Origin of the sequence: Caballeronia sp. LjRoot34 (genome assembly GCF_964253815.1) — a bacterium.
GTDB lineage: Bacteria > Pseudomonadota > Gammaproteobacteria > Burkholderiales > Burkholderiaceae > Caballeronia.
Genome location: NZ_CAXUSB020000001.1, coordinates 1,660,935 through 1,686,988 on the forward strand (window position 1 = coordinate 1,660,935; position 26,054 = coordinate 1,686,988).

The following is a 26,054-nucleotide window of genomic DNA, read 5'->3' on the forward strand; positions in this document are numbered from 1 at the left end:
GGATCGCCGGATTACTTTTCATATTGAAAGGAGTACATATGAACGCATCGATTTTATACCGCGGAGTACTGCTCGTGCGGCATGCATGGCGTCATCTCTATCCGGCGCTGGTGACGGTGGCAGTGGTTGCCGCGCTGGGGTGCGCAACGGTGGGGGCATTCTGGCTTGCGTCGTTCCTGCTCGTGGCGATCGCGCATCACAATCCGCTGCACGCGGGGCTGTGGGGCTGGTGGGATGCGGCATCGGCCTGGCATGACGGCAGGCTGCCGAAGGCGGGCCGGAAAATCGCCGGCGCCGCGGTGCTGGGTTGCCTGATGGCTTTCGGTGGGCCTCCCTTTGCATGGTGGGCGATCCGCAACGGAAGCGGTGGGCGCGAACTGCATGGCAGCGCTCAGTTCGCGACCGAATCGGACATCCGCCGCGCGGGGCTGCTGTGAATACGATAGTGAAAACGGCGGCGGGCACGGCGCGCACGGCGCGCGCAAGCACGGGCAAAGCCACTGGCAGCGCGCCGGGGAACCTGCCCGCGATCGTCGTCGGGCTCTGGCGCGGCCGCTATCTTCGCTTTACAGGCCAGCAGTTTGTGCTGCTGGCGGCACCCGCACGCTCGGGCAAGGGCGTCGGCATCGTGGTGCCGAACCTGTTGAGTTACCCCGACTCGGCGGTGGTGCTGGACATCAAGCAGGAGAATTTCCGGATCACGGCAGGCTTTCGTGCGACACACGGGCAGCAGGTTTTTCTGTTCAACCCGTTTGCAGAGGATTTCCGCACGCACCGCTACAACCCGTTGTCCGCGATCTCCGATGGTGTGTTCCGGGTGGGCGACATCCTCGCCATCGGCTATGCCCTGTATCCGGCGGGTGGCCACGATGACTTCTGGAAGGACCAGGCGCGCAACCTCTTTCTCGGGCTGGTGCTGCTGCTGTGCGAACTGCGGGATGTGCGTGACTCGTTGCGGGAATCGGCGCGCGAGTCCGTCCGTGAATCGATAGGTGACTCGGCACGTGATGGGGCAGGCGAGAGCGGGCAACCGGCAGCACGCGAAGGGACGACACCGGATGTGCCTGACTATCCGGTGACGATGGGCGAAGTGTTGCGGCAATCGTCGGGCAACGGCATGCCGCTCAGGCGGTATCTGCAGACGACGCTGCGGCGGTTCAACGAGCACCTGTCCGGCGCCTGTGTCGACGCGCTGAACCGGTTCCTCTCGAACGACGACAAGGTGCTTGCGAGCATTCTGGCGACGTTCAATGCGCCGCTGACGATCTGGGCCAACCCGATCGTCGATGCGGCGACGAGCGCCAACGATTTTGATCTGAGCCAGGTTCGCATGAAGCGCATGACGGTGTATATCGGCATCACGCCGGATCACCTGCCCGAGGCGGCGTTGCTCGTCAACCTCCTGTTCTCGCAACTCGTCAACCTGAACACGAAACAGCTGCCGCAGGATAACGCCGGGCTTCGCTATCAGTGCCTGTTGCTGATGGACGAGTTCACGGCGATTGGCAAGGTGGACATCATCGCGAAAGCGGTGTCGTACATGGCGGGCTATAACCTGCGCCTGCTGCCGATCATCCAGTCCGTGTCGCAACTTGAATCGGTGTACGGGCGCGCCGACGCGCGCACCTTCGTGACCAATCACGCGATGCAGATCCTGTACGCGCCGCGCGAGCAGAAGGATGCGAACGAGTATTCGGAGATGCTGGGCACCTTCACGGAAAAATCGCGCAGCGTGAGCCGCCCGAGCGGCTGGTTCGGTGGTCGGGGCGCGAGCGAAAGCATTTCGGACCAGCGTCGGGCGTTGCTGCTGCCCCAGGAGTTGAAGGAGATCGGGCAGACGAAGGAAATCATCCTTCTCGAAAACACCCGGCCGATCCTGGCCGAGAAGATCTGCTACTGGAAAGACCCGGTGTTCATCGAAAGACTGCGGCCGGCGCCGGCGATCCCCGTGCTCGACGTGGCACTTTTCCGGGCGAGGCTGGAGCGGCGCGTGCGTGCGCTGGGTATCGAAGACGTCGATACCGCAACGCAGCGTCTCACGGGCACGCCGGCTGATTACCTTGAAGTGCTGGCGGCGTGGGATGAGCGCGATCTGCCTGCCGACATGGCGGACATCAGCGAGCAGGCAGCAAGCGTGTACGTAAATCGCCATCTTGCGTTCATCGGTGTGCCGCAGCCGGCCATCGCTGAGGCCGAGCGTGCACTGTCGCTGGCCGAACTGGAGGGCGGCGAACTTCAGGCCGAGCCGACACTGGCGCCCGAGGCTGCGGCGGCCGTGGTGGACGGGCTGTTCTCTCAGGTTGGAGGCGATAGGGTTGACACCGGTGACGGTTCCACACCGGCGGGCGAACAGGGCAAGACGTCGCGCAAGCGTGGTCCACGCAAGAGCGCGGGTGCGGCCGGCCGAAGGCAACCGGACCAGCAACCGGACCAGCAGCCCGATCAGCCGAAGCGTACGAAGGGCAAGCGCGCTGCCGGGACGGGCAATGACGGAGTGCGGCCATGAACACGCCATTCGCAACCGAGGCCGACCGTGTGCGGGCCGCGCTGTCGGTCATTCCCGCCGAGGACTACGAGACGTGGGTCGACATGGCCTTCGCGGTGAAAAGCGGCCTGGGCGAGGCGGGTTTCGATCTGTGGGACACGTGGAGCCGTACCGCCGCCAACTACGACGAGCGCAGCGCCCGCACCACATGGAAGTCGGTACGTGAGGAAGGCGGCAAGACACTTGCGTCGCTCTTCTGGCTCGCGCGTCAGCACGGATTCGATCGGGCAGCGTGGAGAAGCGGGCGGCCCGCGCCGGCGAGTCCAGCCCATAGTGAGCACGAGAAGGCGGCACTGGAGGAGCGCCGGCGTCGCGCGCAAGCCGATCTCGACACGCGCCATCGGGCGGCAGGGACGCTGGCACGGAGGCTATGGGAAGAGGCCTGGGGCGCGGAGGCGGACCATCCGTATCTGCTGCGCAAGGGTCTACCCGCGGCCAGGACACTGCGCGAACTGGATGCGCCCGATCTGCAGCGTCTTGCCGGTTACACACCCCATAGCGAGGGCGATGTGCTGACGGGGCGGGTTCTGCTGGTGCCCGTACATATCGATGACGCAATCTCGACCGTGGAATTTATCGACGAAGCGGGTCGCAAGTCGACGCTGGCAGGCGGCGCTAAAGCGGGCGGTTACTGGGCGACGGGTGTCTTGCCGCCTTCTCACGACGAGCCGGGACCGATCGTGGTCGCGGAAGGTATGGCGACCGCGCTTTCCGTCCACTTTGCCACTGGATGGTTCGCGCTCGCGGCGCTTTCCGCCGGAAACCTGCCGAAGGTCGCACAGGTCTGGCGCGATCGGTACCCTGATGCGGAAATTGTGATCCTCGGCGACCGGGGACGCGGAGAGGAATTCGCACAGCGCGCTGCGCACGACATCAATGGGCGTCTGGCCATTCCGGTGTTTGCATCCGAAGCGCGTCTGAACGAGGAGCTGCCGACCGACTTTAACGATCTGGCGGTGCTGGCCGGCCCCGAAGCGGTCAGGGGTGCGCTGACTCATGTCCTGGACGGGCCGGTTGCGAAGATGTTCCCGCGAGTCACAGCGGATGCGGAACAGGACGGTGTGTCCAACCGGCGGGATGCCGGGGACATAGGAATTGACGGCGTGGGGAGCGACGACGGCGAGGCGGGATTCGCCGTTATATCTGGGAGTCCGGAGGAGGACCACATCATGGGAAAGGTAAAAGCAGCAATGGAAGGATCGAGACCGCAGGATGTGCGTGATGCGGTGCAAGGAAGTGATCGGGATAACGAACGGAATGCGGAGCTGGCAGTTGCCGGAACCCAGGCGGCTGCGTCGGCATCGCGTCGTCAGGTTGGTGAGCCGCTTTATATGCTCGCTGACGTGCCGGACGAGATCAAGGCATTGGGGAAACACCGGTTCGGTGCGGACATCCGGATGGGCACGCCACGGGAGAACGGTGGACCGTACCGCGGCGAGGTCTTCGATACCGATGGGTACCTGATCCAGGAGGTTGCGCTGCGCAGCGTGGTGTTTCACTCGAAGGAGAGAGCCGACTTTGTGTCCGAGCGTCTGAAGTGGGCTGCGGACCATCAGCGTCTGAACGGCATGGATATCCAAATCGGGTATGACGGCGACGTACCGAAAGTGTACCCGTGGGACCGGGCGCGGGACCATCTCGACCGGGCCGTCGCATCGCTGAAGAAATCGGCAAAGGAGCTGGGGCTGGGCGACGAGGTCGTGCAGACGCTCGACCGTCTGCAGACACAGTCCTGGTCGCGGGTGAAGGACGCGCGCCGGGCTGTGCTCTCTCGTGCGAAGGAGCGCAGTGATCCCCGCAATGAACCCCGCAGTGAACCCACTGGTCAGGGCCGCGCGGACCGGTCTGATGACGGCCCGCAGCGTTGACGGCCTGCGCATCGCAGGCACTTGCACCGACGAGGTATCGTGATGGCAGACAACCTTTCTTCCGCAGACGCCGAGGCACCTGAGTCTGAGCCCGCGCACGGCGCGCCGCCACCGGATGTGATTCCGGCCAATGTGATCGAGCGCGATGATGACGCGTCTGATCCGGGATCCGCGGCCCCGGAGCGCGAGGATGATCCTGTGGCCGAAGGGCTGGACCCTGCAACGCTCGAAGCGCTCGCCGCGCGCCGCCGGCGTGATGCTGATGCGGCGCGTGCGCATCTGGGAACGGATGCGCGAGGCTGGGACCAGCAGTCGGGACCACCATCAGCTTCGCAGGCCGCCCCACCGCAGGCGGGGGACACCCGGCGTCCGGGCGGCCCACCCGATCAGGACGCTGCCGCGCGTGCTGCCGGGGTACTGGACGATCCTCCCGAACTCGTGAAGAAGCGATATCTGCGTGCGGACCATCAGTATTTCCTGAAGGACGAGCCGCATCACCTGGCGTTTGAGGACTGGGGCATGCGACTGGTCACGGGGCACAACCGGGCGGACATCGTCGAGTCGATGGTGGAGATGACGGCCGCGAAGGGCTGGCACCGTATCCGCGTGTCGGGGCACGAGGAATTCCGGCGCGAGGTGTGGCTTCAGGCGTCGCTGCGTGGCATTGAGGTCCGCGGCTATGAGCCGAAGGCGGTCGATCGGGCGCGTCTGGACGAACTGCGCAAGTCCTGGATGCACAACCGGATCGAGCCTGAGCCGCAGCCTCAAACAGCGAGTCAGCCACGTGGCGCGCAGACCGACAGCCGCCACCCGCGTGAGCCCGCTCCGGATGCGCCGGGTCCCACGCCTGTGCCAACCGGGCCGTCACGCGGGCCATCTCGAGGGGCGCGACAGGAGCGCAGGCCTTCTGTGGAGCCGCCGGCGCCGAGACCGGTATCGTCACAGGACCCGAGGCCGGCATCGCAGGACCCGCTGGACGGGGTCCGACCGGTCAACCGTGAGGGGCGGGATGCGGTCGATGCGGAGCGGCAGGCGCGGGAAACCGTGCGCGTCGGCCAGTTGCTGAGTCACGGTCCGGCGCCGTATCAGAACGATCGTGAAAACAGCGACTCATATTACGCGGTGGTCCTCAACCGGACAGGCAAGGAGCGCATCGTATGGGGCGTGGATCTCGAGCGGGCGATCGAAGAGAGCAACGCCAACATTGGCGATACGGTGTCGCTGGAGAATCTTGGCAAGCGCTGGGTCACCGTGGAAATTCCGGTGCGGGATGCCGCAGGCAAGGTGGTCGATGTCGAGGAAAAGGAGGTTTATCGCAACACGTGGCGGGTCGATGTGCTCGAGCGTACGACGACGAGGGACGCACCCAGGGACGCACCGCAGGGCGCACAACCGGCACCGGATCGCGAGGTCGACACCGGCGACGCGGACGACGATGCGCCTGATGTGAAGCGGGGTGCCACTGGCAGGATGCGTGATGGCACAGTCCAGCGCAGGGGCAAGGAGGGTGACAGGGCGGGTGGCCCGCCGGTGCCGGAAGGCAGCAACCCACCAGCCGTCGACAGGGCGCTGCAGCTTGCAGTGATCATGGCGGCAATGCGGGAGCAGGGCTTCAGCGAGAAGTCGGTCGCCAAGGTCCAGGCCCGGGCCGGCCGCGTGCTGGATACCCTGGCGTCGCAGGGCGTTACGGTGCCAGCGCCTCGCACCTTCGATCCCAAGGCGCCGTCAGAACGTGCGCGCACGATGCGCAAGGCGGAACCGCAGCGCACGCGGGACAGGGAGCGCGCGCCGGCTGCCCCCGATCCCTCCATGCCGGGGCTGTGACGATGGACGCGAATCCGAACGTCGGCGCTTCCCGGGCTTTGGACGGGCGACGGCGGGCGCGCGTCTCGATCGAGCTGGGGGCATTAAAGCCACGATGGGAGGCCTATTGCAGATCCACCGGGATCGCATCTGCGGAGCGTCTCCGACAACTGATATTGGACGCGCTCGGGCAACTCGCAGTCACCGATCAGTCTGCAACAGTTGCGCTGCCCGTCGATGACAGTGGTCCGCGCCTGCGGGTGGAAGTCCGTCTGAGTGCGGCGGAGTTCGAAGCCGTGGAGAACGTTTCGCAGCAGGCCGGCATGTCGGTGAACCGCTGGATCGTCGCGGCGATCCGGGCGCAGATCACCGGAGAACCTCAGTTCGGCGATCATGAACTGACGGTGCTGGCGGACTCAAACCATCAGTTGGCAGCGCTCGGCCGCAACCTGAACCAGATAGCACGCGCCCTGAATATGGCACCGGACAGATCCGCAGGTCAGAGGCTGGGCACGTTGGACGCGCTGGATGCGCTGAGAGCGGACGTGGACCGCCATCTCGACCGCGTGGGGGGACTCATCCGCGCGAATCTCGCACGATGGAGTCGCTAATCATGCCGTTTCCCAAACGCTTTATCGACGGTGTGCTGCTGAACTGGGGCGATCGCCTCTTCTACGAGCCGCTGCGCCGGCGTCGTGCACCACGCATGGGTGGAGCGAAGTTATCTGCGGGTGCGCAGGACGCCGCACGGTTGCGCGCGGAACTGGCACGCACGGTTCGCCGTGTGCCCGAGGTGATGGTCAAGATCACCAACAAGGCCAGTGGCAGTAACGGGATCGGGGCCATTCGGCGCCATCTGGACTATATCTCGCGCAACGGCAAGGTCGAAATGGAAGACCAGGACGGGCAGTCGATTTCAGGTGCCGGAGCGCTGCGTGATCTGGTTGAGGAATGGCGTCGGGGCGGCTGGGGTATTCCCGCCGAAAGCCGGCGCCGCGAAACCTTCAATATCCTGCTGTCAATGCCGCCTGGAACGGACCGCCAGGCGGTGCGCGACGCGGCACGTGAGTTCGCGCGTATCGAATTCGGCGACAACCATGCCTATGTGTTCGCGGCCCATAACGACGAGGCGCATCCGCATGTGCATCTGAGCGTGCAGGCGAGGGGCCGCGATGGCCGGCGACTGAATCCGCGCAAGACGGATCTGCAAGGGTGGCGCGAGACCTTCGCCGCGCAGTTGCGCAAACACGGCGTGGACGCGAATGCGACACCACGGCGCACGCGCGGCGTGACACACCGCTATCCGAAGCAGGCGGTGGTCCACATGCGCGCACGTGGTGTGGTGCCGGAATATGACCAGCGTGCTCTCGAACGCGGTGACGCTGATCGAACGGCCATGCTCGGCGCGCACGAGGGGGCACTCGTCGCATGGCGGGAAATCGGCCAGGCACTGGCGGGGTCTTCGAGTGCACAGGATCGTCGCCTCGCGATTGATGTGGCGGACTTCGTGAGAAGGATGGCAATCGTGCGTGAAGCATCCGTGCCGCTGCCAGAGGAAGCTCGCGGGCGGCCACCGAAGCGCAGCGATCCACGGCATGACCCCGGTGCGGACAGGGCAGATGCGCCGCGCCCCGTCGAGCCGCCAGGTCGGGTTGAGCCCGATCCGCAGCGTTGAACCCCTGCAGGAGGATGAGCTTATGGCACAACCGATTTTCCCGTGGATCGGCGGCAAGCGCCGTCTCGCACCGATCCTGTTGTCGCGCTTCCCGGAGCACAGCTGCTACGTTGAGGTATTCGCGGGAGCTGCCGCGTTGTTCTTTCTGCGCGAGCCCGCCGAGGTGGAAGTCCTGAATGACCTGGTCGGCGACGTTATTAATCTCTATCGCGTGGTTCAGCATCACCTGGAAGAGTTCGTGAGGCAGTTCCGCTGGGCGCTCAGCAGCCGGCAGGTTTTCGGATGGCTCAGCGACACGCCGACCCATACGTTGACCGATATCCAGCGCGCGGCGCGTGTTTACTACCTGCAGACGAACGGCTTTGGGGGCCGGGTGAAGAGCCGCACGTTCGGCACGAGGACCACCAGTCCACCGAGCCTTAACCTGCTGAGGCTCGAAGAAACGCTGTCGGGCGCGCACCTGCGGCTCTCGGGCGCTTATGTCGAAAACCTCGACTGGCAGACCTGCGTGGCTAAGTACGATCGGACCCATACTTTCATGTACCTCGATCCGCCTTTCTGGGAAACCGAGGGCTACAGTCGGCCCTTTGCCTTCGAGGAATATGGCCAGATGGCCGATATCCTGAAACGGCTCAAGGGACGTGCGATCGTGAGCCTGAATGACCATCCTGAGATGAGGCGGCTTTTTACGGACTTCTCGCAGGAAACGGTCGACGTCAGATATACGGCAGGCGGGCGGGGCAGCAGTGTGCGTCGCACGGAACTCATCATCTACAGCTGGGATCGACGCCAGGACCCGCAACGCATCTCCCCAAAAACTGTGCGGGCAAAATGAATGGCTCGCGGTAACCGCGGTGTCCAGCGCCGCATGAATGGGAACCGGTAGCCGGCAAGATCACAAGGCAGGTTGCAGGGCGGGGGGCGCGCATTTTTCGTGCGGGCCGCCCGCCGGGTAAAATGGCCGTCCTCGTGACGGAGTGAAATACCTATGAATTTGCACAGTCTCGATTTGCCCTGTCTCGTTTCGTTCGTGGCCGGCGGCATTGTTGTCGTCAGGGTGGTTCTCGCATGAATGCGCGCGATCCGGTGTTCGGCGAACGAGATATCCCGGCAGGCGTGCGTACCCGTACGAGCGCGTTCGTGGGTTCCCGAATCAGCTATCAGGGCATTGAGCTTGATGTGGTGGAAATCGGCCCGTTTCCACGGGCGGCCGGTGATGCGCCGGTCCGCTTCCGGGCTCGTCTGGCCGGCAGAGGCGCGCTTGCGGCTGGGTCGCTGATCGATACCCGCTGGGGCGTGTGCGAAGTCGTGGCGTGACCCGCACAGAGGGATGTGGCAGCGTGCCGTCGATCGCGGCGTCTATCGAGGTCTCTATCGGGTCTTCATGTACGTCGCATAGAGCGGCGGGCTGAGATCGCGCAGCACCTTGCGTCGCTCGACCAGTTCGTGATGACGGCCCTGGCGTTCGAGGTTCAGCAGATCGAGGACCAGACGCATTGCCCGCTCAGGCGCGAGCTGTCGAGATGGCTGCGCCTGCGCGAGCCATCGCGCGAGGCCGGTCTTTTCCACGAGTGCCCAGGCGGGAAACCAGCAGAGATCGGACGTGTCGCCGTTGCCGTCGAAAGTGGCATTGAACCGCGCGAGAAGCGCGTCGAGTGATGGGTCAGCAAGGGACCTTGCCAGCGAGTCAAGGCGCTCCGGTGACAGCCATGCGAGTTCGGCCATCATCGGCCACGCGGCTTCCATGCCGTTGAGCCGGTAGGTGGCCTCACTCATCCAGGCAAGCGGCGCGGGAATGCGTCGCCATGATTCAATCCTCCCGACCGCATCGATCGCCGAAGTCCAGTGTCCGGCACGAAGCCAGAACGGCGCGGCATGGCAGTCGCCGTGCTCAGGCCGGAAGGAAAGCGAAGCTGCACGGCATGCCATCTCCTTCCAGCGCCTCGCGAGCCATGTGGTTGCCTCGCGCTGTCCGAGCAGTTCAACGGCGGCGGCCTCAAGCCGGGCGAGTAACTGGTCGCGTGCGACAGCGGCGGCATCGTGATCCGGAAATGGCGTGGCGGTTTTTTCTTCGAGCGCGCACAGCATCGTTCGCAGCGAGGCAATACTGCGGTCATCCGGATACTCCGCAACGAGCGCAAGCAGCAACCGCCCGGCGGCGGCTGTCTCGTCGTGCTGCAACGCGCCAATGACGTCGTTACGCAGCATCACGTCCCGGCTGTTATCGAAGATATCCAGTTGGTCCATGGCAGCGCCTCAGAATAGCTGCTCTCCACACGGTTCAAGGCTTGTCCATTTGACAGGGCTCTTGTGCAGGCGACCCGTGTCGTCGATGGATTCGATGATAACGCGTTGCCCGCGTGCTTCCGCGACGACACGGACAATCCGGTCCCGATAGCGCATCAGCGACAGTATTCGCGGGCAGACCGGGTTCGCTCGCCGTTTGGCAGGCTTGCGCCGACGCGAGGAGGCGATACCGTTCGAAATCGTCATGCCGTCAGACGGCGGCCGCGTTTTCACCGACGCCTGTGTCGATGTCGCCGGGCGCTCGCGTGAGCTCGCGTCGACAATGTCCTGGCTCACGTCGCGATCAGGAACCGGTCGCGCTTCTTGCCCTTGATCCAGGACGGTTCGCGACCGCGACCGCTCCAGGTCTTGCCGGTTTTCGGGTCCCGATACACGGGCGGCAGAGGTGTGCCATTCCTGGCGGTCGGGGAGGACGCGCCATCGGATGCCCGGTTGGATGCGGCCCGTTTGCGGCCGAACACCTGCTCAGGCGTCAGTCCATATTCCTTCACCCGCGCTCGAACCTCGTCAAGCACGGTCTGCAGTTCTGAAAGGCGGGCCTGTTCCGCTTTTGCCGCGAATTCTTCGGCCTGGGCCTTGAGCTCCAGATAAGTCGCCATCAATCACTCCACTTCATGTCAGGCAGAAAGGATTCAATACTGAATGCCTTGCGGCTTTGTTTGATACCGCAAATGAACTGCCTGCTTCATTTGCTTTGTTGCTGCTATCAACAGGGCGATTGTATCAATCTGGCCGCTCTCAGGCCAATTGCGGCCAAGTCTTCAGGCGGTGTGGCGCCGATACGGAATCAGGCGCTTGCCGCTCCGACGGGAGAGATCAGCCGGACTACATTTAACTTGTCACAATACGCGGCCAACAAGCCCTTTCCATCGGCGCGGTGACTTAGAACATCCCGGCACCACGGACGGGAGCCTGGCGCACGGATGAGGGCGTGCCGGCGGCCCCGAATTTTCGACGAATCGATATCAGGTCTCTGTTCGCGGGCTATCTCCGCAGCCCTTGCGTGCAATCGCCTCGAATGTTGTGGCGAAACACGCTTATTCCGAAACGACTTCAGTCACTTTTTTGAACATCAAATGGTGCTATAATCAGTGCTCTAGATTATGGAGTTTCCCATGCGGACGACTATTTCGCTTGATGACGACTTGATCGCCAAGGCTCAAGCCTATACGGGTGTCGAGGAAAAAACGGCACTCGTGCGCGAAGCTTTAAAGGCCTTGATCCAGCGTGAAGCCGCGAAGCGGCTCGCAAATCTTGGCGGTAGCCAGCCGGGCATCAAGGGGGCGCCGCGCCGCCGGCAGGGCGTTGAATGATTCTCGTCGATACGTCGGTCTGGATTGACCATCTGAACGCTTCCGAACCTATGCTGATGACCCTGCTTGCCGAGGAGCGAGTGCTGGCTCATCCATTCGTGACCGGAGAGATTTCGCTCGGTAGTTTGCGTGATCGCGACGTTGTGCTTGGCGCATTGCTCGATCTGCCACGCTCACCCGTTGCAACGCCGGAAGAGACGCTCTATCTGATCGAGCGCGAAGGTTTGTTCAATCGAGGGATCGGATATGTCGACACGTCACTGTTAGCGTCGGCGCGCCTGCAACCTGGCATCACCATCTGGACGCGCGACAAACGTTTGAAGAAGGTTGCGGATGAACTCCATCTCGGCGCAATGCTCGCGCACTAGACAGCGGAAAAGGTTATGAAGGAAACGACATACGTGTTCAAAAATGCTGAGGGGAAGTGGGTGTCTGGCTTCCCCTCCCGACAGTCAGCCGTTGACGCCGCAGTCGCTGACGGTTTGACACAGTTCGAGACGGCCAGCGTGACCACGGAACCACCCGCATATTTCGTTCGCTTTCTCGCGCCAGCTGCGTTGAGAGAAATGATTGATGGGATGAACAAAGGCGAAACGAGCGGGCACGTGGTCGACAGCAGGGAAGCGCGCGAGGTTTTGGAGAAGATCGCCGCCGCCAAGCTTTCGGACGGCTTCCCACCTACCGATGGCAAATCCGACCACCCGGAATGGGATAAGGTCATCGACCTCATGAACCGTATCCAGGACGCAGCAGCGGCTTGGTTTCGTGAAAATGGCATCGACCATGCGACCGCGGGCTTCGTAGACTACGGCAGCACCGAATTGCATATCAAAGGGACAAGCTTGAATGTCCGGCTCTTATGATGCCAGCTACGAGCTAGACACAGGAAAGGTTGCGGACAAGAGAGAGGAAAGACGATGCCCAAGCTCTCTCAGCGCTTGCTGAGAAGCATGCGGAATCGAAAGGGATCGTCACAGGCCTCGTACTTGCCGATGTTCCCCTTTTCGACAAACACCGACACGAAATCGCCCGTTGACTGTCATTCGCAATCTGCGGTGGTCGATGGGCATCACGCCTCCTCGTTCGATTGCTCTTCTGATGGTGGCGGCCACAGCGGCTAATTACGTAACGGGAAAGAGACTATGGATGAGTTGTCATGGCATTAGCTGAGACTGGCGTAGTCGTGGGTATGGTCAAGGATGTGGCGCTCGCGGTAGCGGGGGTTGTCACGGCGCTCGTCGCTCGAAAGGGGCTGAATAACTGGCTCCGCGAGCTTGGCGGAAGAACCAAATTCGAGGCTGCACTAGCGCTGATGCGTGCGTCATATTCACTTCGGGAGGCGCTGTTCAACTGTCGCGCTCCGCTCGTGGTCGCAGCGGAATTCCCGGCAGGATATAAGCAGGGCGGCATCAATCCGTCCACGAAGGATGAAGTGAATGCTTGGAACCATGTATTCAAACATCGTTGGTCGCATGTCGCCACGTCTTTAAAAGAGTTCGATACTCGCAGCCTTGAAGTTGAAGCAATTTGGGGAGCGGATGCGCGCGAAGCAACACAGCGGTTGTCGTGTTGCGTGTCCATGCTCTACGCGGCGATCGAAAGTTATATCGAGAACTGCGTAAGTGAAAATGAGAATTTTAAAGTTGACCGTGAGTTCTCGAAAAAGGTCAGATCGGAAGTTTTCGGAACTCGCAACTCGGCAGATAACAAGTTGACGAACGACATACTGACTGCGATCCAAGTGTTGGAAGATTTTGCCCGACCCCATCTGAGGCACGGCTAACTTAGCTGGGCTGAAGTCTGATAGACGAAACGGAAAAGCGCATGGCCCATTACGCAATCATCGAGCAGGCGAACATCCGCCGCGATGGTGCTCAGTCGAAAATCTTCGGCATCGACGCCGCCGGACACGAGTGCCTCTACAAGCAGATCTATCGCTCGGGGAAAGCCTTCGATCAGTGTATCGCGGAGGCTTGTGCTGCTCTTTCCCGGATCCCCGAAAATTCGCCGAAGGTCTTGGTGATAAGCGCTCACGGTCACGAACTTTCCGGCGACCTCGAGATACCTGGCCGTAAAGTCGATGGGGACGAGCAGTCCATTTCTCTCTGGCTACATAGCGAAGTGTTTCGATCTCTCCCGAAGCATACCGTCGTTCATTTGAGCACGTGCTTCGGTGCCTACCCGAACGCAATGGCCATTCAAAAGTCGGCACACTACGCCCCGCCGATCATTGGGCCACTGGTCGACATCACCTTCGATGATGCGCTGGCACTACATTCGGCGTTGTTGGATCATTTGGATGCGAGAGGGATCGGGGACGCCGAATTGTGCGAGTTCGTCGAGCAGATGCAAGGAAAGTTTTCGATCTGCCAGACGTACCGTGGACGTTTTGTCATTGGACTTATTGACCGGTACGGAAATCAACATCCGAAAGAAGCCGTCGGGGCGCAACTGGCGGCGAAGGTGGAAGACTCGCGCATTAGCTTCAGCGCGGGATGCGTGATGGGGCTGCGCAGCGCATCGAGGTTGCACGCGCGGTGAGACCTTTCGACTCGACGGACGATCTAGCGCGCCGCGCGCAGCTGGACCGGCATGACCTGCAGGTGCTCGCCGGGGCGAATGCCCTGGTCTCGCTTGCCGGTAACCGGCGTGAGGCGCTGTGGCAATCGGTGGTTGCCGTGCCGGACCGGGACCTGCTTGCCGCGGCAAAGCCTCGCGAGGTGACGCCTGCGCTTGGCGCACCTTCTGAAGCGGAGGATATCGTAGGCGACTATCGCTCGACGGGCCTGACGCTCGGTCGTCATCCGCTGGAACTGCTGCGGCCCAGGCTGCTGAAACAGCGGCTGATGCCAGCAGACGTGTTGCACACCTACAGGAACGGACAACTGGCACGAGGATGCGGCATCGTCACAGTGCGGCAGCAGCCGGGAACGGCCAAAGGCGTGATTTTCATCACGATGGAGGACGAGACCGGCAACGTGAATGTGATCATCCGGCCAGAAGTGCTCCAGAGGCAGCGCGCGGAAGTGCTCGGTGCCTCGCTGCTCGGCGTCTATGGCGTGTGGCAACGCGAAGGGGAGGTCCGTCATCTGGTTGCGCAACATCTCCTGGATCTGTCCTCGTTGCTGGGCGAGCTTGCGACACAGAGCCGGGATTTCTGCTAAGAGACCATTTCAGTGCAACACGCGTCGCACTGAAATGGTCTCTTAGAGAAGAGGGGGCTACGGCCGTGCATCTGACGGGTGCATGGGCCATGTGCGCCGACTTCCTGTTTCCGGGGGGCGTGGTGACTTGCGGGCTTTGCCCGCCGTAGGCCCATGTCCTAACCTTGTCATCGAGTAAAACTGTAGACCGGGCTTCTTGATGGCAGCCTCACCGCCCAATCAGATTTTCTCGCAGCGTGCGGCCGGTATAGGCTCCTCGCAGCCGCCCCCGGCGTTGCAGCTCTGGCGTGACCAGATCGGCGAACTCCTCGAAGCAGCCTGGCGTGTAGGTTGCGGCAAGCATAAAGCCGTCTGCGCCGCCTTCGTCCATATAGACTTCCATCGCGTCCACGATGTCCTTCGCGGTGCCGACGGCGACCGGCATACCCATTCCCTGGGCGTAAATCATCGCGGCTTCCCGAAGGGTAACGGGCGCGCCGTCTTTGGCATACACGACGGATTCGAACAAGCCCTGGATGCCGGGTACCTCGATGTTCTGGACATATTCATCGAGGTCGTACCGCGAGAAATCAAGCCCGAAGTGGCCGGACATCCAGGCGAGCGCGCCCTCGGCTGGAATGCACGCCTTGATGCGCTCGTATTTGTCTTCTGCCTCCGCACGCGTTTCGCCGACGACGGTCTGAAGACCGAAGATGAGCTTCACGCTGCCGGGAGGGCGTGAGAATTTGTGCTCCAGGCGGTTGTTGAGGTCTTCCGTGTACTGCCGCATTCTGTTCACGGTCGGAAGTACGGCGAAGATAGCCTCGGCGTGTCTGGCAGCGAAGTCACGTCCGGTATCGGACGATCCGGCCTGCCAGAGAACGGGATGTCCCTGCGGCGACGGCGCGACGAAATGGCGGGCCCGGCAGCGGAAGAACTGCCCGTCGAAGTTGACCTCACGGATCTTCGACGGATCCGCGTAGATGCCGCTTGCCCGATCCGCAACGATCGCGCCGTCTTCGTAGGAGTTCCACAACTCGTAGCACAGGGCCATGTATTCCTCGAGCCGCTCGTACCGGCGGCTGCGGTCGGTCATGGATGCGCCGTAAGCGTCCCATTCGCTTTTCGAGTACGAACTGACGATATTCCATGCGACACGGCCACCGGAAAGATGATCGAGGCTCGACAGACGTCTGCACATCGAATACGGGTGCTCGAACGCGGTCGACAACGTAACACCCACGCCCAGATGGCGCGTCGCGCCCGCCACTATCGGCACGATGGTCGATGGCTCGTGAACCGGAAACTGCACCGCATAGCGGATGACCGGGTCGGAGCTGCCGCCATGTGTGTTGTACGGCGCCAGTTCGTCGGCGATAAACATGGCGTCGAAGAATCCGCGCTCCATTGTGCGTGCCATGTGGATCCAGTAGTCCGGGGCGGCATAGTTCCAGTTGATCTTGTCCCTGGCGTGGCGCCACATGCCGGTGGCGTGGCTGTTCACGCCGTGTTGAACGAAGCCGAGGAGATGCGCTTGTTTCTTACTCATGGATTGAATATTTTCCGGTTGATGGGGAAGCCAGCCGCGGCGTAGTGGCCGGTCAGTCTTGAAGCATGTTTTCGCGCAATGTGACGCCGGGATAGTTCGATCGATAGCGATTGCGCCGTTGCAGGATTGGCACCACATCGTCGACGAATTCCCGAAAGCATCCGGGCATATAGGTGCCAAGCAACATGAATCCGTCGTTGCCCGCCACGTCCATCAGATGTTCAAGTTCGTCAGCGACTTCGGCCGCTGTTCCTACAAGTAGTGGAGCTGCCAGGCTGATCGAGTAGACCTCAGCGGCCTCGCGTAAGGTAACGGGCTGACCACCCTTGATCCCGCGCAGTGCGTCGAATTGCCCACGAATGCCTGGAACATCGATGTCGATCAATTCGTCATCGAGTGCGAGCTGGGAAAAGTCGTATCCGATGTCGCCCGACAGCTTCGCGAGCGCGCCGTCGATGTGAATGTTGGCTTTCAGAGCCTCGAGTTTCTCCACTGCCGACGCATGCGTTTCGCCGAGCACGATCTGGACGCCGAGATAGATGCGCGGCCCCCCGGCGTTCCGCGACGCCGTTGCCGCACGCGAGCGGATGTCGTCGACGTATGCGCGCATTGAGGTCGGGGTCGACTGGATGCTGAACACCGCTTCTGCGTGCCGGGCCGCAAAGGCCCGTCCAGCCTCTGACGACCCCGCCTGCCAGAGCACCGGCCTGCCCTGAGGCGAGCGATGCACGAAAGAGGGGCCGTGACATCGAAAGTATTTGCCGGCATGGGCGACCTTTTTCACCTTGTCCGGATCCGCATATATGCCGGTCGCAACGTCTGCGACGATGGCGTCTGGCGCCCAGCTATCCCACAGCGCGTAGCAGACTTCCATGAACTCCTCCAGTCGGGCGTAGCGCTCCGTTCGGGGTACGACGTCGGAGAGTCCCATGGCCTGGAACTCGCTCGACGAATACGACGTCACGATGTTCCAGCCGACGCGGCCTCGTGTGAGGTGATCGAGTGTCGACAGGCGGCGGCACAACGTATATGGGTGCTCAAACGTCGTGGTCTGGGTGAGGCCGATGCCAAGGCGTGTGGTAGCAAGCCCGATGACCGGCACGAGTGTGGCGGGGTCGTGAACCGGGCATTGCGCAGCGTAACGGATGCTGTCGTCGACCGCGCCCCGATAGACGTTGTAGGGGGCGAGTTCGTCGGCAAGGAAAATCGCATCGAAGAGTCCCCGTTCGAGCGTCCGGCCGAGATCCTGCCAGTACTCGGGAAGCGTGAAGTCATAGCCGACCTTGTCGCGCGGATGGCGCCATGTGCCGATTGCGTGATTGATGATGCCATGCTCGCAAAACGCGAGAAAATGCATATGCCTGCGCGGAACGTTCATACCTGCCTCGACTGGAAACGGCCACGGCATCGCTGATCCGTGGTCTGGTCTCCGAATGGTAAGTCGCACGTCTGGCGGTACTTATGCGAATTCGTCCATGCCATATCCCCGTACGGAATTAGCGCGCGTCACCGATGAGGCAGCCCGATCGAGACGCCTACCGTTCGCTCAGATGCTCGCGCAGCGTCCGCCCCGTGTAGTCGGTTCGATAGAGCCCGCGAGCCTGCAACAGCGGCACGACGTCTTCGACGAACTCCTGAAAACATCCGGGCATGTACGTGGCCATGATCATGTAGCCGTCGTGCCCACCTGCTTCGAAAAGCGTCTCCATCTGGTCTGCAACGTCAGAGGCCGTTCCCACGAGCACGGGGGCGCCGAGGCTCATGCCGTATATCTCCGCGGCCTGGCGCACCGTGACGGGCTTGCCGCCGTTGGCTGCCATGATTGCGTCGAACTGTCCGCGGATGCCCGGCACCTCGATATCGCCAATGTCCGCATCCAGGTCCAGTTTCGAAAAATCGAAGCCGATGTCTCCTGACAGTTTGGCGAGTGCGCCATCGAGTGGAATCTTCGCCTTGAAGGCCGCCAGTTTTTCCTCAGCGGATTCGCGTGTTTCGCCGAGCACGATCTGCAAACCGAAGAAAATCCTGACTGACTCCGGATCGCGACCGTGGGCATGTGCGCGGCGGCGGATGTCGTCGGTATAGGCACGCATGGTTTCGGCAGTCGGCTGGATATTGAACACGGCTTCCGCGTGCCGGGCGGCGAAATCCCGGCCTTGCGCAGACGAGCCCGCTTGCCAGAGCACCGGGCGTCCCTGCGGGGAATGGCGCACGAACGAGGGACCATGGCAACGAAAATAGCGGCCCTCGTGTGCAACTTTTTTCACTTTCGACGGATCAGCGTACAAAGCAGTCTCCGCATCGGCGACGATAGCGTCCGGCGCCCAGCTGTCCCATAGTTGGTAGCTCACTTCCATGAACTCTTCCAGGCGCGCGTAGCGTTCTTCGCGTGGAATCACGTCGGTCACGCCCATCGCCTGGAATTCGCTCGACGAGTACGACGTGACGATGTTCCAGCCGACCCGCCCGTCGGTCAGGTGATCAAGCGTGGAGAGGCGGCGGCAAAGCGTGTACGGGTGTTCGAACGTCGTCGACAAGGTAATGCCGATACCGAGATGTTTCGTCGCGAGGGCAATGACCGGGACCAGCGTCGCGGGGTCGTGAACGGGACATTGCGCCGCGTAACGGATGGAAATGTCGACGTCGCCCTTGTAGACGTTGTAGGGCGCGAGTTCGTCGGCAAGAAAAATAGCATCGAAACGACCCCGTTCGAGCAGTCGCCCCAGATCCTGCCAGAATTCGGGGCGGGCATAGTCGTAGCCGACCTTGTCGCGTGGGTGCGCCCACATGGCGATGGCGTGGTTGATCACGCCATGCTGGGCAAACGCGAGAAAATGCATCTTTTTTTTCATGGGGTATCGGGATTTGTCATTGGGGCGCGGAGACTAAGAAGAACCCTAGTCCTTGAGCTCTTCGCTGAAGCAATAGATGATGGCCACCGGGCTCAGCAGGCACGCGAGTGGTCCCAGGTATAGGAAGACTGGCGCGAAACCATATGCGCAGACAAGGAAGATCGACGCGCCAAGCGCGATGAGCGCACCAAGCAGGCTGTGGCCGTAGCGGTCATCGATTCCGTCGTCGGCCAGATAGCGATCGCGCGACGCTTTCGACAGCGCACGCCACATATATCGTAGATAGAACGCCGCGATGACGATGCCGACGATCATCACGGCACCGGTCGTGGGGGATACGAAGAAAGGAACGGGATTCATTGAAAAGACTCCATGAAGGAAAGGGCGCTCAGGTGCCGGAATGGCTCACTGCGGCTTCGAAGGTGTCCGGCGTCGCGGCGACATCGTCCTGGCGCGAAAGCACGGCATAGTCGAACCGCTTGCGATTGAGCAGGCCGAGCACGATCGGCACGAGCGCGCTTACGAGCAGGATGGCAGCGGTGCCGGCCAGCTCGCCGTACCGCGCGCGGATCGGCATGCCGATAGCGATGGCTGCAGCAGTGCCCCAGACGAATCCAGAGACGTTCATGCGCGGCCAGAAAATCGCCAGCATTAGCGGAATCAGGATAGCGGTGCGGATCGCATAGGACGTGAGGACGATCGTATTGAAATCCGCGCCTGTGAGGACGATCGCCGCTGCGATGACGGCGGCGATGGCCATAGCGGATTTGGACCAGAGCAGCAGCGGCCGGTCAGCGAGGGAGGGAACCAGCGGCTTGATGATGTTGACCGCGCAGGTGGAACTGAATGCACAGAGCGCCGAATCAATCGTCGAATAGCACGCGGTCAGAATGACGGCTGCATAGGTGTAGACCATCCACGTAGGAAGGCCCAGATGCGAGACGACGAACGGACCGACTGCGGCGGTGTCGCCGCCGAGATCGCGGTTCACGTCCACGTTCAGTGCGAGCGCGACCAGCCCGAGCGCGCCGAAACAGATGGGGATCGGGTAGAACCAGGCGCCCGCCCAGAGGAAAGTCCGGCTGACTTCTTTCTTCTTGAGTCCCCACACGACTTGCCAGAACTCTTGCCCGGCGAGCGACGCCGTGAGGATGCCGAGCGCAAGCGTGATCCCGAAGCCCGAGGCCACGTCGGGGCGGGTCACGGAAAGGTATGACGCGCCGTGTGCCGCCACGCCGTTCCACACGGGCGTCGCGCCGCCGACGAACTGCAGCACGCCGATCGCGATGATTGCGGCGGGTACTGCTCGAAAGAGCGTCACGAGCGTGGCGTTGGTCATCGACGCCCACAGGCCGCCGAGCAGGCTGTAGACGAGCACGATGGCGATGCCAGCCGCTGCGGCTGCGCGCGGGTCGAGTCCGAATATGCTGGACACGACGAGCGACGTGCCCTTCAGGTTGATGGTGATTTCGATGATTGAGCCGAACAGCATGCCGATGGTGACCACCGTGGCGGCCGCCTTCGAATGGTCGAAACGCGAGCTGACGAACTGGGCGATCGTGTAGCCCTCGGGCATCACCTGGCGGATCTTCTTGGCGAACGGAATGATGGCAATGACCGCGAGGCCATTGGGGACCGTGAACCAGAAGAGGCCGGACAGCCCGTACTGGAATGTCAGCCCGGACGACATCATGACTGCCATCGACCATGTCCATATGGAAATGAGCCCGGCCACGCCAAAGCCGAAGCCGATCTTGCGGTTTGCGATAACAAAGTCTCGCGTTGTGGTAACGAGGCGGCGCTTGACGTAGTAGACGAGGCATAGCAACACCACGCCGATCACGATCATCGTGGCAAGCCCCTGTAGGGGCCCGAGCGAGGTGGCTTGGGTCAGATGGACGGTGTTCATGGATAGAGGAATCAATCGTGTTGGGGTGGTGATCAGTGTCCAGCGATGCCGCTCCATCGGTCAAATCGGTTTATTTTTGATTTCCATCGGTACAGCCGATAATATGGTCGATAGACGCGTTAATAGGCCTCCTTATTGTTTCTAGTGATTTTCTAAGCGAAAATTACTATAAGAAAGCGACCTTCCGGCAGGCTGCGCAGCCTTGGGCGCGCAGCTCTTATTCGAATTGATGGTTTTTATTTCTTCGCGGCTGATATGGCATCCCAGTACTACAAGCAGCTGCGTTCGTTTCATGCCGTTGCGCTGACGGGGGGATTTACCGCTGCTGCGCAGTATCTGGGCATCGGGCAGCCAACTGTGACGGAGCAAGTGCAGGAACTCGAAGAACGCTTTGGCATTGAGCTCTTCTACCGGAAGTCGCGCAGGGCTGTACTTTCCCGGATTGGCGACGAACTGTTTGCCATCACCCAGAGCATGTTCGCGTGCGAGGGAGAAGCGATGAGCCTGCTCGCACAGGTGAGGGACCGGCGTGCTACGACCATCAAGCTCGGCTCGGTATCGTCGGCCATTGGTGTCGTTTTCGCGAAGGAGCTGCGCGAACGGCTGCCAGGCGTGGAGGTGGAGCTGGCGTTCATTGACGAACCTCACGTGCGCCAGCAACTGTACAACTTCGAGCTGGATCTGGTGATTTCTGCAGGGCCCGATCCGGCAGACGCCGAACTTCACCGGGTTCTGTATCGTCGCTCGCCGTTGATCGCGGTCGTGAGTGCCGAGCACCGCTGGGCGAACCGGCGCAGCCTGTCGCTGCACGACCTGTCAAAGGAACAGGGGCTTCTCGTACGAGAACCGTCCGGCGTAGGTGCTCAGCTAGCCGAGCTCTGTCGCGCGCATAGCATGCCCCTACCGCGGCTGACCGGTATCGGCTCGGGTGATGCGCTGATTCATGCCGTTGTTCACGGAGCTGGGGTGGCCGTTACATCAGCTGTCGAGTACCTCGATACGGCCGGGACAAGAAGTGTGTCGATTGCACAGGCGACGGTCTATGTCGACTACTATCTGCGCTGCCTCCTTACCAGAATGAATCGACCGGCATTGCGAGATGTATTAGCGCAAGTAAGGTCATGAGCCGAGCTTATCGAATGTTCCCGCTTCACAAGCTGCCTCGGGGTCGGTCGACCGGCCTCGCACGAGTTCGACGATGATCATCGGGAGTTAGGGTTGTTGATTTTCGAGCCCTTATCGGACGAAGCTATCGGGGAGAGTGTCGATGAGGTTTTCCCGCCGTTGGTGAGCCTAACTAGTTAGCGGACCTCTTGATGAGCGATCAACCCGGCGGCGAAATATGCTACCGATAAGCGCCAACTGGAACCCCGGCCCACGCGCAAGTGGGACGGAAGTTATCTGCCGCCTGTCGGTTCATTCACGGCGGGAAGGGACAGGCGCTGTGGAGGGCGTCTGAGACGCTGCCTTCCTGTTCGATGACGAGGATACGGGCCTGTGTCCCTCCCGATGGGCAACGTGCTCGCCGCCGACCCCTGCGAAGAAGACCTTGCCGATCTGCAGGACCGCGACGCGTTCGATGCCCAATTCGCGATAGTGCATGTCGACGGTACCATCAAGCACGGCGAACACTTCCTCGCCGTCGTTGACATGCCACCTGTATGGCTGGTCCGTCCAGTGAAGGCGCACGGTTATTCCGTTCATGCTGGCGATATCAAGGGCGCCCCAGGGGCGCTTCGCCGTGAACTCGCGACTTCGGATGATCTTCATCGGTCTTTCTCCAGGTGCGTGTGCAAGACTTTGTGTCATCCACCAGGTGCAGCGGTATCGACATCGGCTGCGGGAATGGGTGATGGCTCGCTGCTCGTTGCGTAGCGCATGACACGTGCACATGCCGCGTTGTGAACATGGGCGGGTACGGATGCAAGCTGCCGGTCGTGAATCGTCAGGATGACCAGCAGCTCATCGATATCTGTTTCGGGAAGTAGCCATGAGCCATCGTGCCCGGCACGCTGAGCGCAGCGGTACAGGGCCGCTTCCGCCTTTCGGAACACGTCGACGCTACAGCATTCCTTTACGCGATCGCGCAGAAGGTATGTCAGGAAAATGGCCCGGAACAGAAATGAAATGTGGACGCTTTTCCCGCAGCCGCGACGAAGCGTCTCGAGCGCAAGGTGGTTCTGCAATGAGGTGGTCCCCGGCTGCTGAAACAGCGGCTGATGCCGGCGGACGTGCTGCACACGTACAGGAACGGACAGCTGGCACGCGGATGCGTCATCGTCACAGTGCGGCAGCACGGCCAAAGGCGTGATCTTCATAAGGATGGAGGACGAGACCGGCAACGTGAATGTGATCATCCGGCCAGAAGTACTCCAGAGGCAGCGCGCGGAAGTGCTCGGTGCCTCGCTGCTTGGCGTCTATGGTGTGTGGCAACGCGAAGGGGAGGTTCGTCATCTGGTTGCGCAACATCTCATGGATCTGTCGTCGTTGCTGGGGGAGCTTGCGACGCAGAGCCGGGATTTCTGCTGAAAGATGACGGATCTGCGCGACCCAAGGGGGATCGCGGTGAGCAAGGGCGATCATCACGTGACTACAGCGAACTCGTTGCCCCAGCTCGCACTGATGGGAATTGGCTGGGAGAGATAGCCGTTTGGCGGATTGCGGACATAAGCCGGATAGTCATTGTCGTGATCGAAGGCGTTTTGCGCAAGGATCGGCCTGCCGGTGAGCAGATATGGCGCGAGCAGCTTCAGAACCGGCCGATCGAGGATGAACACGGCGTCAGGCAAGACAAGATCGACCGGACCGCCGACATCGACAAGCGTTTCCCGCGCGTCACTCACCCGGATGTTGACCAGGCAGTCAAGTCCGATTGCTTCAAGGTTGGTGGGCATGCCTCGACATCGCCGCGCTCGCCGCTCATAGTTTCATTTTCTGCTAGTGAGTTGCTGCTGCCCGAAGTTCTTTATTCGAAGGTCCTTATTGTGGACTGATCTCGATGGCAACCTTGCCGAAGTGCGTCGCCCCGTCGAGGAGGCGATAGGCGCCATGGGCGTCATTGAAACCGAAAACCTGATCGATCACAGGCTTGATGCCGGTCTCCGTGATCGCACGAACAGCATCGGCCAGGTTCGCCGTCGAGCCCGTGTTGCTGCCGATGATGCGCAATGTCTTGAGATTGATTGGCAACACGGGAATCGTGAGATCCATTCCGCTGACAAAGCCCACTACGAAGATCGTTCCCGCGATGGCCGCCGCTTTGAGGGAGCGGGGAAACGTCGCCGCACCGACCGTTTCGACGATAAGATCCGCACCTGCACCGGCCGTCTCTGCGAGGACGACGTCGTCCCATTCCGGCGTTGAGAGGTAATTGATTGTCACGTCTGCGCCGAGCTTGCGAGCGCGATCAAGCTTCTCGTCAGATGAGGAGGTAATGATGACCCGTGCGCCAGCCGCTTTCGCGAACTGCAACGCGAACACGCTTACACCGCCCGTGCCGAGGAGCAGCACGACGGACCCTGGCCGGACATTACCCGTGAGAATGGCATTCCAGGCAGTCGTCGCTGCGATAGGCAGGCTGGCGGCCTCTACAAACTGCAACTGGTCGGGTATGCGAACCAGAGATGTCGCGGGAACCACAGCATAGTCCGCGAGCGAGCCGGGCATGGTTACGCCTCGCAAACGCTCGGACGCGGCGCGAGTGATGGGACCGGAGACCCAGTCCACCATGAGTCCTGGGACAACCCTGTCGCCTGTCGACCATCCTTTGACACGGCTGCCGAGCTCGACGATTTCTCCTGCGCCGTCGGTGCCGGGAATGAAGGAAGGTGCGTCGGCATGGCCCAACCGGCCCGACGCCACCATGAGATCAAGATAATTCAGGCTTGCGGCCCGCAGGCGCATCAGTATTTCGTCAGCCGCGGGTTTGGGCGTGGGCACGTTGGCACGGTGAAGCGAGTCGATCGATAAAGACGCCAGTTGAAACGCCCGCATGGAAAAGCCTCCGGAAGGTGCATCCGCGATGAGGCAAATGGTAACAAGGCATGGACGCTATAATCCCTTGAAGAAACATAACATTGCTGCGTGCGGTGCATGAATGGGAAGTATTGAAACAGACCAGAATGAGGCTTTCCTCGCGGTGCTTGAAACCGGCAGTTTCTCTGCGGCGGGTCGTCGTCTCGGTAGGGATGGTTCGGTTGTATCGAGACGCGTCGCGGCGTTGGAGGCGCGCCTTGGCATTCGCCTCCTCGAACGCTCAACGCGTCGGGTTGCGGCTACCGAAGCGGGTGCCCGCTTTCGGGACCGGATCCGTGAGGCAATGGATATGGTGCGTCACGCCGAAGACGAGGTCCGCGCCATGTCGTCTTCACCGACAGGGCTGTTACGGCTGAGCCTGCCAGTCGAGTTCGGGCGACTATGGATAGCGCCGCGACTTCCAGAGTTCCTCGTCCGGCATCCTGGGGTTCGCATCGAAGCCTGCTACTCCGACCGATACGTGGACCTCATCGCGGAGGAGTTCGATGTCGGCGTGCGGATTGGCGAATTGACGGATAGTCGTCTGGTGGCACGCCGCCTGGCGACAACCCGACGATTGATCTGTGCTGCGCCGTCCTATCTCGATGTGCGGCCTTCGTTACACGAAGCTGATGACCTGTCACAACATGAGTGCATAAGCTTTACCCGGCTGGCTACCCATCCGGTCTGGCATTTACGTCGGGACGGCAAGAACCGCGCGATCAGGGTAGGCGGGCGACTTCAGATGGACGATGCGCAGGCGGTCGTGCAGGCCGCGCTCGCTGGCATGGGAGTGATCATGGCAACGGACTGGCTGGTTGGACGCGAACTCGCGGAAGGCCGGCTGGTGCAGGTTCTGACGGACTGGGAGGTGAGAGGCGAGACCGGAGTGAGCGTGATTCGTGCGTCCGTTAAACATGAGCCCGCAAAGACGCGCGCGTTTGTGGAGTGGATTGGCGAGACATTCGCGGAACCTCCATGGACCTACGCAAATTAAGCACGTCGCTACCCGGTGCCCATATCCGCCTTCATGCTCGCGAAAGGCGATGGGCGGGGAACTCGAATGCCGCTCGGAG

Annotated in this window: 25 protein-coding genes and 3 pseudogenes; 17 read left to right on the forward strand and 11 right to left on the reverse strand. The window is 61.7% G+C overall.

Going from position 1 to position 26,054, the window contains the following annotated elements; translation table 11 throughout:
- Nucleotides 1-38 precede the first annotated feature (38 nt).
- The 8 genes from ACSQ36_RS07430 (at nt 39) to ACSQ36_RS07465 (ending at nt 9,208) form a co-directional block, all read left to right on the forward strand.
- A complete protein-coding gene (locus tag ACSQ36_RS07430; RefSeq protein WP_436181404.1) occupies nt 39-437 on the forward strand; it encodes a hypothetical protein in 399 nt (132 codons plus the stop codon).
- Entirely contained in the window at nt 434-2,506 is a 2,073-nt protein-coding gene (locus ACSQ36_RS07435) for a type IV secretory system conjugative DNA transfer family protein (RefSeq protein ID WP_436181405.1), read from the forward strand. Before ACSQ36_RS07430 ends, ACSQ36_RS07435 begins: the two co-directional genes overlap by 4 nt.
- On the forward strand, nt 2,503-4,413 hold the full coding sequence (locus ACSQ36_RS07440) for a PriCT-2 domain-containing protein (protein ID WP_436181406.1): 1,911 nt from the start codon (nt 2,503-2,505) through the stop codon (nt 4,411-4,413). Before ACSQ36_RS07435 ends, ACSQ36_RS07440 begins: the two co-directional genes overlap by 4 nt.
- A gap of 42 nt (nt 4,414-4,455) precedes the next feature.
- Nucleotides 4,456-6,237: an LPD7 domain-containing protein gene (locus ACSQ36_RS07445; RefSeq protein WP_436181407.1), complete on the forward strand. Its 1,782-nt coding sequence runs from the start codon at nt 4,456-4,458 to the stop codon at nt 6,235-6,237.
- A 2-nt stretch (nt 6,238-6,239) separates the two neighbouring features.
- Nucleotides 6,240-6,827 carry a plasmid mobilization protein gene (locus ACSQ36_RS07450; RefSeq protein WP_436181408.1) on the forward strand — a complete coding sequence of 196 codons (588 nt, stop codon included), beginning with the start codon at nt 6,240-6,242 and terminating at the stop codon, nt 6,825-6,827.
- 2 nt (nt 6,828-6,829) lie between these two features.
- Nucleotides 6,830-7,891 (forward strand): relaxase/mobilization nuclease domain-containing protein, encoded by a 1,062-nt coding sequence (locus ACSQ36_RS07455; RefSeq protein ID WP_436181409.1) that lies wholly within the window; start codon nt 6,830-6,832, stop codon nt 7,889-7,891.
- 22 nt (nt 7,892-7,913) lie between these two features.
- Complete coding sequence (locus ACSQ36_RS07460) at nt 7,914-8,726, forward strand: DNA adenine methylase (RefSeq protein ID WP_436183118.1); 813 nt, start codon at nt 7,914-7,916, stop codon at nt 8,724-8,726.
- Nucleotides 8,727-8,959: 233 nt separating this feature from the next.
- On the forward strand, nt 8,960-9,208 hold the full coding sequence (locus ACSQ36_RS07465) for a hypothetical protein (protein WP_436181410.1): 249 nt from the start codon (nt 8,960-8,962) through the stop codon (nt 9,206-9,208).
- 54 nt (nt 9,209-9,262) lie between these two features.
- On the opposite strand, the gene ACSQ36_RS07470 is transcribed toward ACSQ36_RS07465, so the two are convergent.
- From ACSQ36_RS07470 to ACSQ36_RS07480, 3 genes are read right to left on the reverse strand one after another with little or no spacing between them, the layout of a single operon-like run.
- Nucleotides 9,263-10,138, reverse strand: coding sequence for a hypothetical protein (locus ACSQ36_RS07470; protein ID WP_436181411.1), 876 nt, complete (start codon nt 10,136-10,138; stop codon nt 9,263-9,265).
- Nucleotides 10,139-10,147: 9 nt separating this feature from the next.
- On the reverse strand, nt 10,148-10,474 hold the full coding sequence (locus ACSQ36_RS07475; RefSeq protein WP_436181412.1) for a hypothetical protein: 327 nt from the start codon (nt 10,472-10,474) through the stop codon (nt 10,148-10,150).
- On the reverse strand, nt 10,471-10,797 hold the full coding sequence (locus ACSQ36_RS07480; protein WP_436181413.1) for an H-NS histone family protein: 327 nt from the start codon (nt 10,795-10,797) through the stop codon (nt 10,471-10,473). The genes ACSQ36_RS07475 and ACSQ36_RS07480 overlap by 4 nt, the downstream gene beginning before the upstream one ends.
- A 516-nt stretch (nt 10,798-11,313) precedes the next feature.
- Here ACSQ36_RS07480 and ACSQ36_RS07485 point away from each other — a divergent pair.
- From ACSQ36_RS07485 to ACSQ36_RS07510, 6 genes and pseudogenes are all read left to right on the forward strand, one after another.
- Nucleotides 11,314-11,511 carry a type II toxin-antitoxin system VapB family antitoxin gene (locus ACSQ36_RS07485; RefSeq protein WP_436181414.1) on the forward strand — a complete coding sequence of 66 codons (198 nt, stop codon included), beginning with the start codon at nt 11,314-11,316 and terminating at the stop codon, nt 11,509-11,511.
- Complete coding sequence (locus ACSQ36_RS07490) at nt 11,508-11,879, forward strand: type II toxin-antitoxin system VapC family toxin (protein ID WP_436181415.1); 372 nt, start codon at nt 11,508-11,510, stop codon at nt 11,877-11,879. Before ACSQ36_RS07485 ends, ACSQ36_RS07490 begins: the two co-directional genes overlap by 4 nt.
- A gap of 15 nt (nt 11,880-11,894) precedes the next feature.
- A complete protein-coding gene (locus ACSQ36_RS07495; RefSeq protein ID WP_436181416.1) occupies nt 11,895-12,374 on the forward strand; it encodes a hypothetical protein in 480 nt (159 codons plus the stop codon).
- A gap of 293 nt (nt 12,375-12,667) precedes the next feature.
- Entirely contained in the window at nt 12,668-13,294 is a 627-nt protein-coding gene (locus ACSQ36_RS07500; protein ID WP_436181417.1) for a hypothetical protein, read from the forward strand.
- 41 nt (nt 13,295-13,335) lie between these two features.
- Nucleotides 13,336-14,052: a hypothetical protein gene (locus ACSQ36_RS07505; RefSeq protein ID WP_436181418.1), complete on the forward strand. Its 717-nt coding sequence runs from the start codon at nt 13,336-13,338 to the stop codon at nt 14,050-14,052.
- A pseudogene (locus ACSQ36_RS07510) lies at nt 13,995-14,675 on the forward strand (OB-fold nucleic acid binding domain-containing protein); the annotation flags it as partial. The gene ACSQ36_RS07505 and the pseudogene ACSQ36_RS07510, both read left to right, overlap by 58 nt.
- 208 nt (nt 14,676-14,883) lie before the next feature.
- Here the strand turns inward: ACSQ36_RS07510 and ACSQ36_RS07515 are convergent.
- From ACSQ36_RS07515 to ACSQ36_RS07535, 5 genes are all read right to left on the reverse strand, one after another.
- Nucleotides 14,884-16,203 carry an LLM class flavin-dependent oxidoreductase gene (locus ACSQ36_RS07515; protein WP_436181419.1) on the reverse strand — a complete coding sequence of 440 codons (1,320 nt, stop codon included), beginning with the start codon at nt 16,201-16,203 and terminating at the stop codon, nt 14,884-14,886.
- A 52-nt stretch (nt 16,204-16,255) separates the two neighbouring features.
- Nucleotides 16,256-17,581 carry an LLM class flavin-dependent oxidoreductase gene (locus tag ACSQ36_RS07520; protein WP_436181420.1) on the reverse strand — a complete coding sequence of 442 codons (1,326 nt, stop codon included), beginning with the start codon at nt 17,579-17,581 and terminating at the stop codon, nt 16,256-16,258.
- 157 nt (nt 17,582-17,738) lie between these two features.
- Complete coding sequence (locus ACSQ36_RS07525; RefSeq protein WP_436181421.1) at nt 17,739-19,055, reverse strand: LLM class flavin-dependent oxidoreductase; 1,317 nt, start codon at nt 19,053-19,055, stop codon at nt 17,739-17,741.
- Between the two features lie 45 nt (nt 19,056-19,100).
- A complete protein-coding gene (locus ACSQ36_RS07530) occupies nt 19,101-19,415 on the reverse strand; it encodes a hypothetical protein (protein ID WP_436181422.1) in 315 nt (104 codons plus the stop codon).
- Nucleotides 19,416-19,443: 28 nt separating this feature from the next.
- Nucleotides 19,444-21,021: a sodium:solute symporter family protein gene (locus ACSQ36_RS07535; RefSeq protein WP_436181423.1), complete on the reverse strand. Its 1,578-nt coding sequence runs from the start codon at nt 21,019-21,021 to the stop codon at nt 19,444-19,446.
- 198 nt (nt 21,022-21,219) lie between these two features.
- Between ACSQ36_RS07535 and ACSQ36_RS07540 the strand changes: the two genes are divergently transcribed.
- Entirely contained in the window at nt 21,220-22,089 is an 870-nt protein-coding gene (locus tag ACSQ36_RS07540; protein ID WP_436181424.1) for a LysR substrate-binding domain-containing protein, read from the forward strand.
- Nucleotides 22,090-22,384: 295 nt separating this feature from the next.
- Here ACSQ36_RS07540 and ACSQ36_RS07545 read toward each other — a convergent pair.
- Nucleotides 22,385-22,734: pseudogene (locus ACSQ36_RS07545) on the reverse strand (cupin).
- A 425-nt stretch (nt 22,735-23,159) separates the two neighbouring features.
- Between ACSQ36_RS07545 and ACSQ36_RS07550 the strand changes: the two are divergent.
- Nucleotides 23,160-23,493, forward strand: a pseudogene (locus ACSQ36_RS07550) (OB-fold nucleic acid binding domain-containing protein); the annotation flags it as partial.
- Nucleotides 23,494-23,546: 53 nt separating this feature from the next.
- Here the strand turns inward: ACSQ36_RS07550 and ACSQ36_RS07555 are convergent.
- A complete protein-coding gene (locus tag ACSQ36_RS07555; protein ID WP_436181425.1) occupies nt 23,547-23,858 on the reverse strand; it encodes a hypothetical protein in 312 nt (103 codons plus the stop codon).
- A gap of 85 nt (nt 23,859-23,943) precedes the next feature.
- Nucleotides 23,944-24,957 carry a zinc-dependent alcohol dehydrogenase family protein gene (locus tag ACSQ36_RS07560; protein ID WP_436181426.1) on the reverse strand — a complete coding sequence of 338 codons (1,014 nt, stop codon included), beginning with the start codon at nt 24,955-24,957 and terminating at the stop codon, nt 23,944-23,946.
- A gap of 103 nt (nt 24,958-25,060) precedes the next feature.
- Here ACSQ36_RS07560 and ACSQ36_RS07565 point away from each other — a divergent pair, with 103 nt between their 5' ends.
- A complete protein-coding gene (locus tag ACSQ36_RS07565) occupies nt 25,061-25,975 on the forward strand; it encodes a LysR family transcriptional regulator (protein ID WP_436181427.1) in 915 nt (304 codons plus the stop codon).
- Nucleotides 25,976-26,054 lie beyond the last annotated feature (79 nt).

Coding starts and splice junctions, on each gene's coding strand:
- ACSQ36_RS07430 (WP_436181404.1), top strand. CDS start 39: ATGAACGCATCGATTTTATACCGCGGAGTACTGCTCGTGCGGCATGCA.
- ACSQ36_RS07440 (WP_436181406.1), top strand. CDS start 2,503: ATGAACACGCCATTCGCAACCGAGGCCGACCGTGTGCGGGCCGCGCTG.
- ACSQ36_RS07445 (WP_436181407.1), top strand. CDS start 4,456: ATGGCAGACAACCTTTCTTCCGCAGACGCCGAGGCACCTGAGTCTGAG.
- ACSQ36_RS07450 (WP_436181408.1), top strand. CDS start 6,240: ATGGACGCGAATCCGAACGTCGGCGCTTCCCGGGCTTTGGACGGGCGA.
- ACSQ36_RS07455 (WP_436181409.1), top strand. CDS start 6,830: ATGCCGTTTCCCAAACGCTTTATCGACGGTGTGCTGCTGAACTGGGGC.
- ACSQ36_RS07460 (WP_436183118.1), top strand. CDS start 7,914: ATGGCACAACCGATTTTCCCGTGGATCGGCGGCAAGCGCCGTCTCGCA.
- ACSQ36_RS07465 (WP_436181410.1), top strand. CDS start 8,960: ATGAATGCGCGCGATCCGGTGTTCGGCGAACGAGATATCCCGGCAGGC.
- ACSQ36_RS07470 (WP_436181411.1), bottom strand. CDS start 10,138: ATGGACCAACTGGATATCTTCGATAACAGCCGGGACGTGATGCTGCGT.
- ACSQ36_RS07480 (WP_436181413.1), bottom strand. CDS start 10,797: ATGGCGACTTATCTGGAGCTCAAGGCCCAGGCCGAAGAATTCGCGGCA.
- ACSQ36_RS07485 (WP_436181414.1), top strand. CDS start 11,314: ATGCGGACGACTATTTCGCTTGATGACGACTTGATCGCCAAGGCTCAA.
- ACSQ36_RS07490 (WP_436181415.1), top strand. CDS start 11,508: ATGATTCTCGTCGATACGTCGGTCTGGATTGACCATCTGAACGCTTCC.
- ACSQ36_RS07495 (WP_436181416.1), top strand. CDS start 11,895: ATGAAGGAAACGACATACGTGTTCAAAAATGCTGAGGGGAAGTGGGTG.
- ACSQ36_RS07500 (WP_436181417.1), top strand. CDS start 12,668: ATGGCATTAGCTGAGACTGGCGTAGTCGTGGGTATGGTCAAGGATGTG.
- ACSQ36_RS07505 (WP_436181418.1), top strand. CDS start 13,336: ATGGCCCATTACGCAATCATCGAGCAGGCGAACATCCGCCGCGATGGT.
- ACSQ36_RS07515 (WP_436181419.1), bottom strand. CDS start 16,203: ATGAGTAAGAAACAAGCGCATCTCCTCGGCTTCGTTCAACACGGCGTG.
- ACSQ36_RS07520 (WP_436181420.1), bottom strand. CDS start 17,581: ATGAACGTTCCGCGCAGGCATATGCATTTTCTCGCGTTTTGCGAGCAT.
- ACSQ36_RS07525 (WP_436181421.1), bottom strand. CDS start 19,055: ATGAAAAAAAAGATGCATTTTCTCGCGTTTGCCCAGCATGGCGTGATC.
- ACSQ36_RS07530 (WP_436181422.1), bottom strand. CDS start 19,415: ATGAATCCCGTTCCTTTCTTCGTATCCCCCACGACCGGTGCCGTGATG.
- ACSQ36_RS07535 (WP_436181423.1), bottom strand. CDS start 21,021: ATGGAGCGGCATCGCTGGACACTGATCACCACCCCAACACGATTGATT.
- ACSQ36_RS07540 (WP_436181424.1), top strand. CDS start 21,220: ATGGCATCCCAGTACTACAAGCAGCTGCGTTCGTTTCATGCCGTTGCG.
- ACSQ36_RS07555 (WP_436181425.1), bottom strand. CDS start 23,858: ATGCCCACCAACCTTGAAGCAATCGGACTTGACTGCCTGGTCAACATC.
- ACSQ36_RS07560 (WP_436181426.1), bottom strand. CDS start 24,957: ATGCGGGCGTTTCAACTGGCGTCTTTATCGATCGACTCGCTTCACCGT.
- ACSQ36_RS07565 (WP_436181427.1), top strand. CDS start 25,061: ATGGGAAGTATTGAAACAGACCAGAATGAGGCTTTCCTCGCGGTGCTT.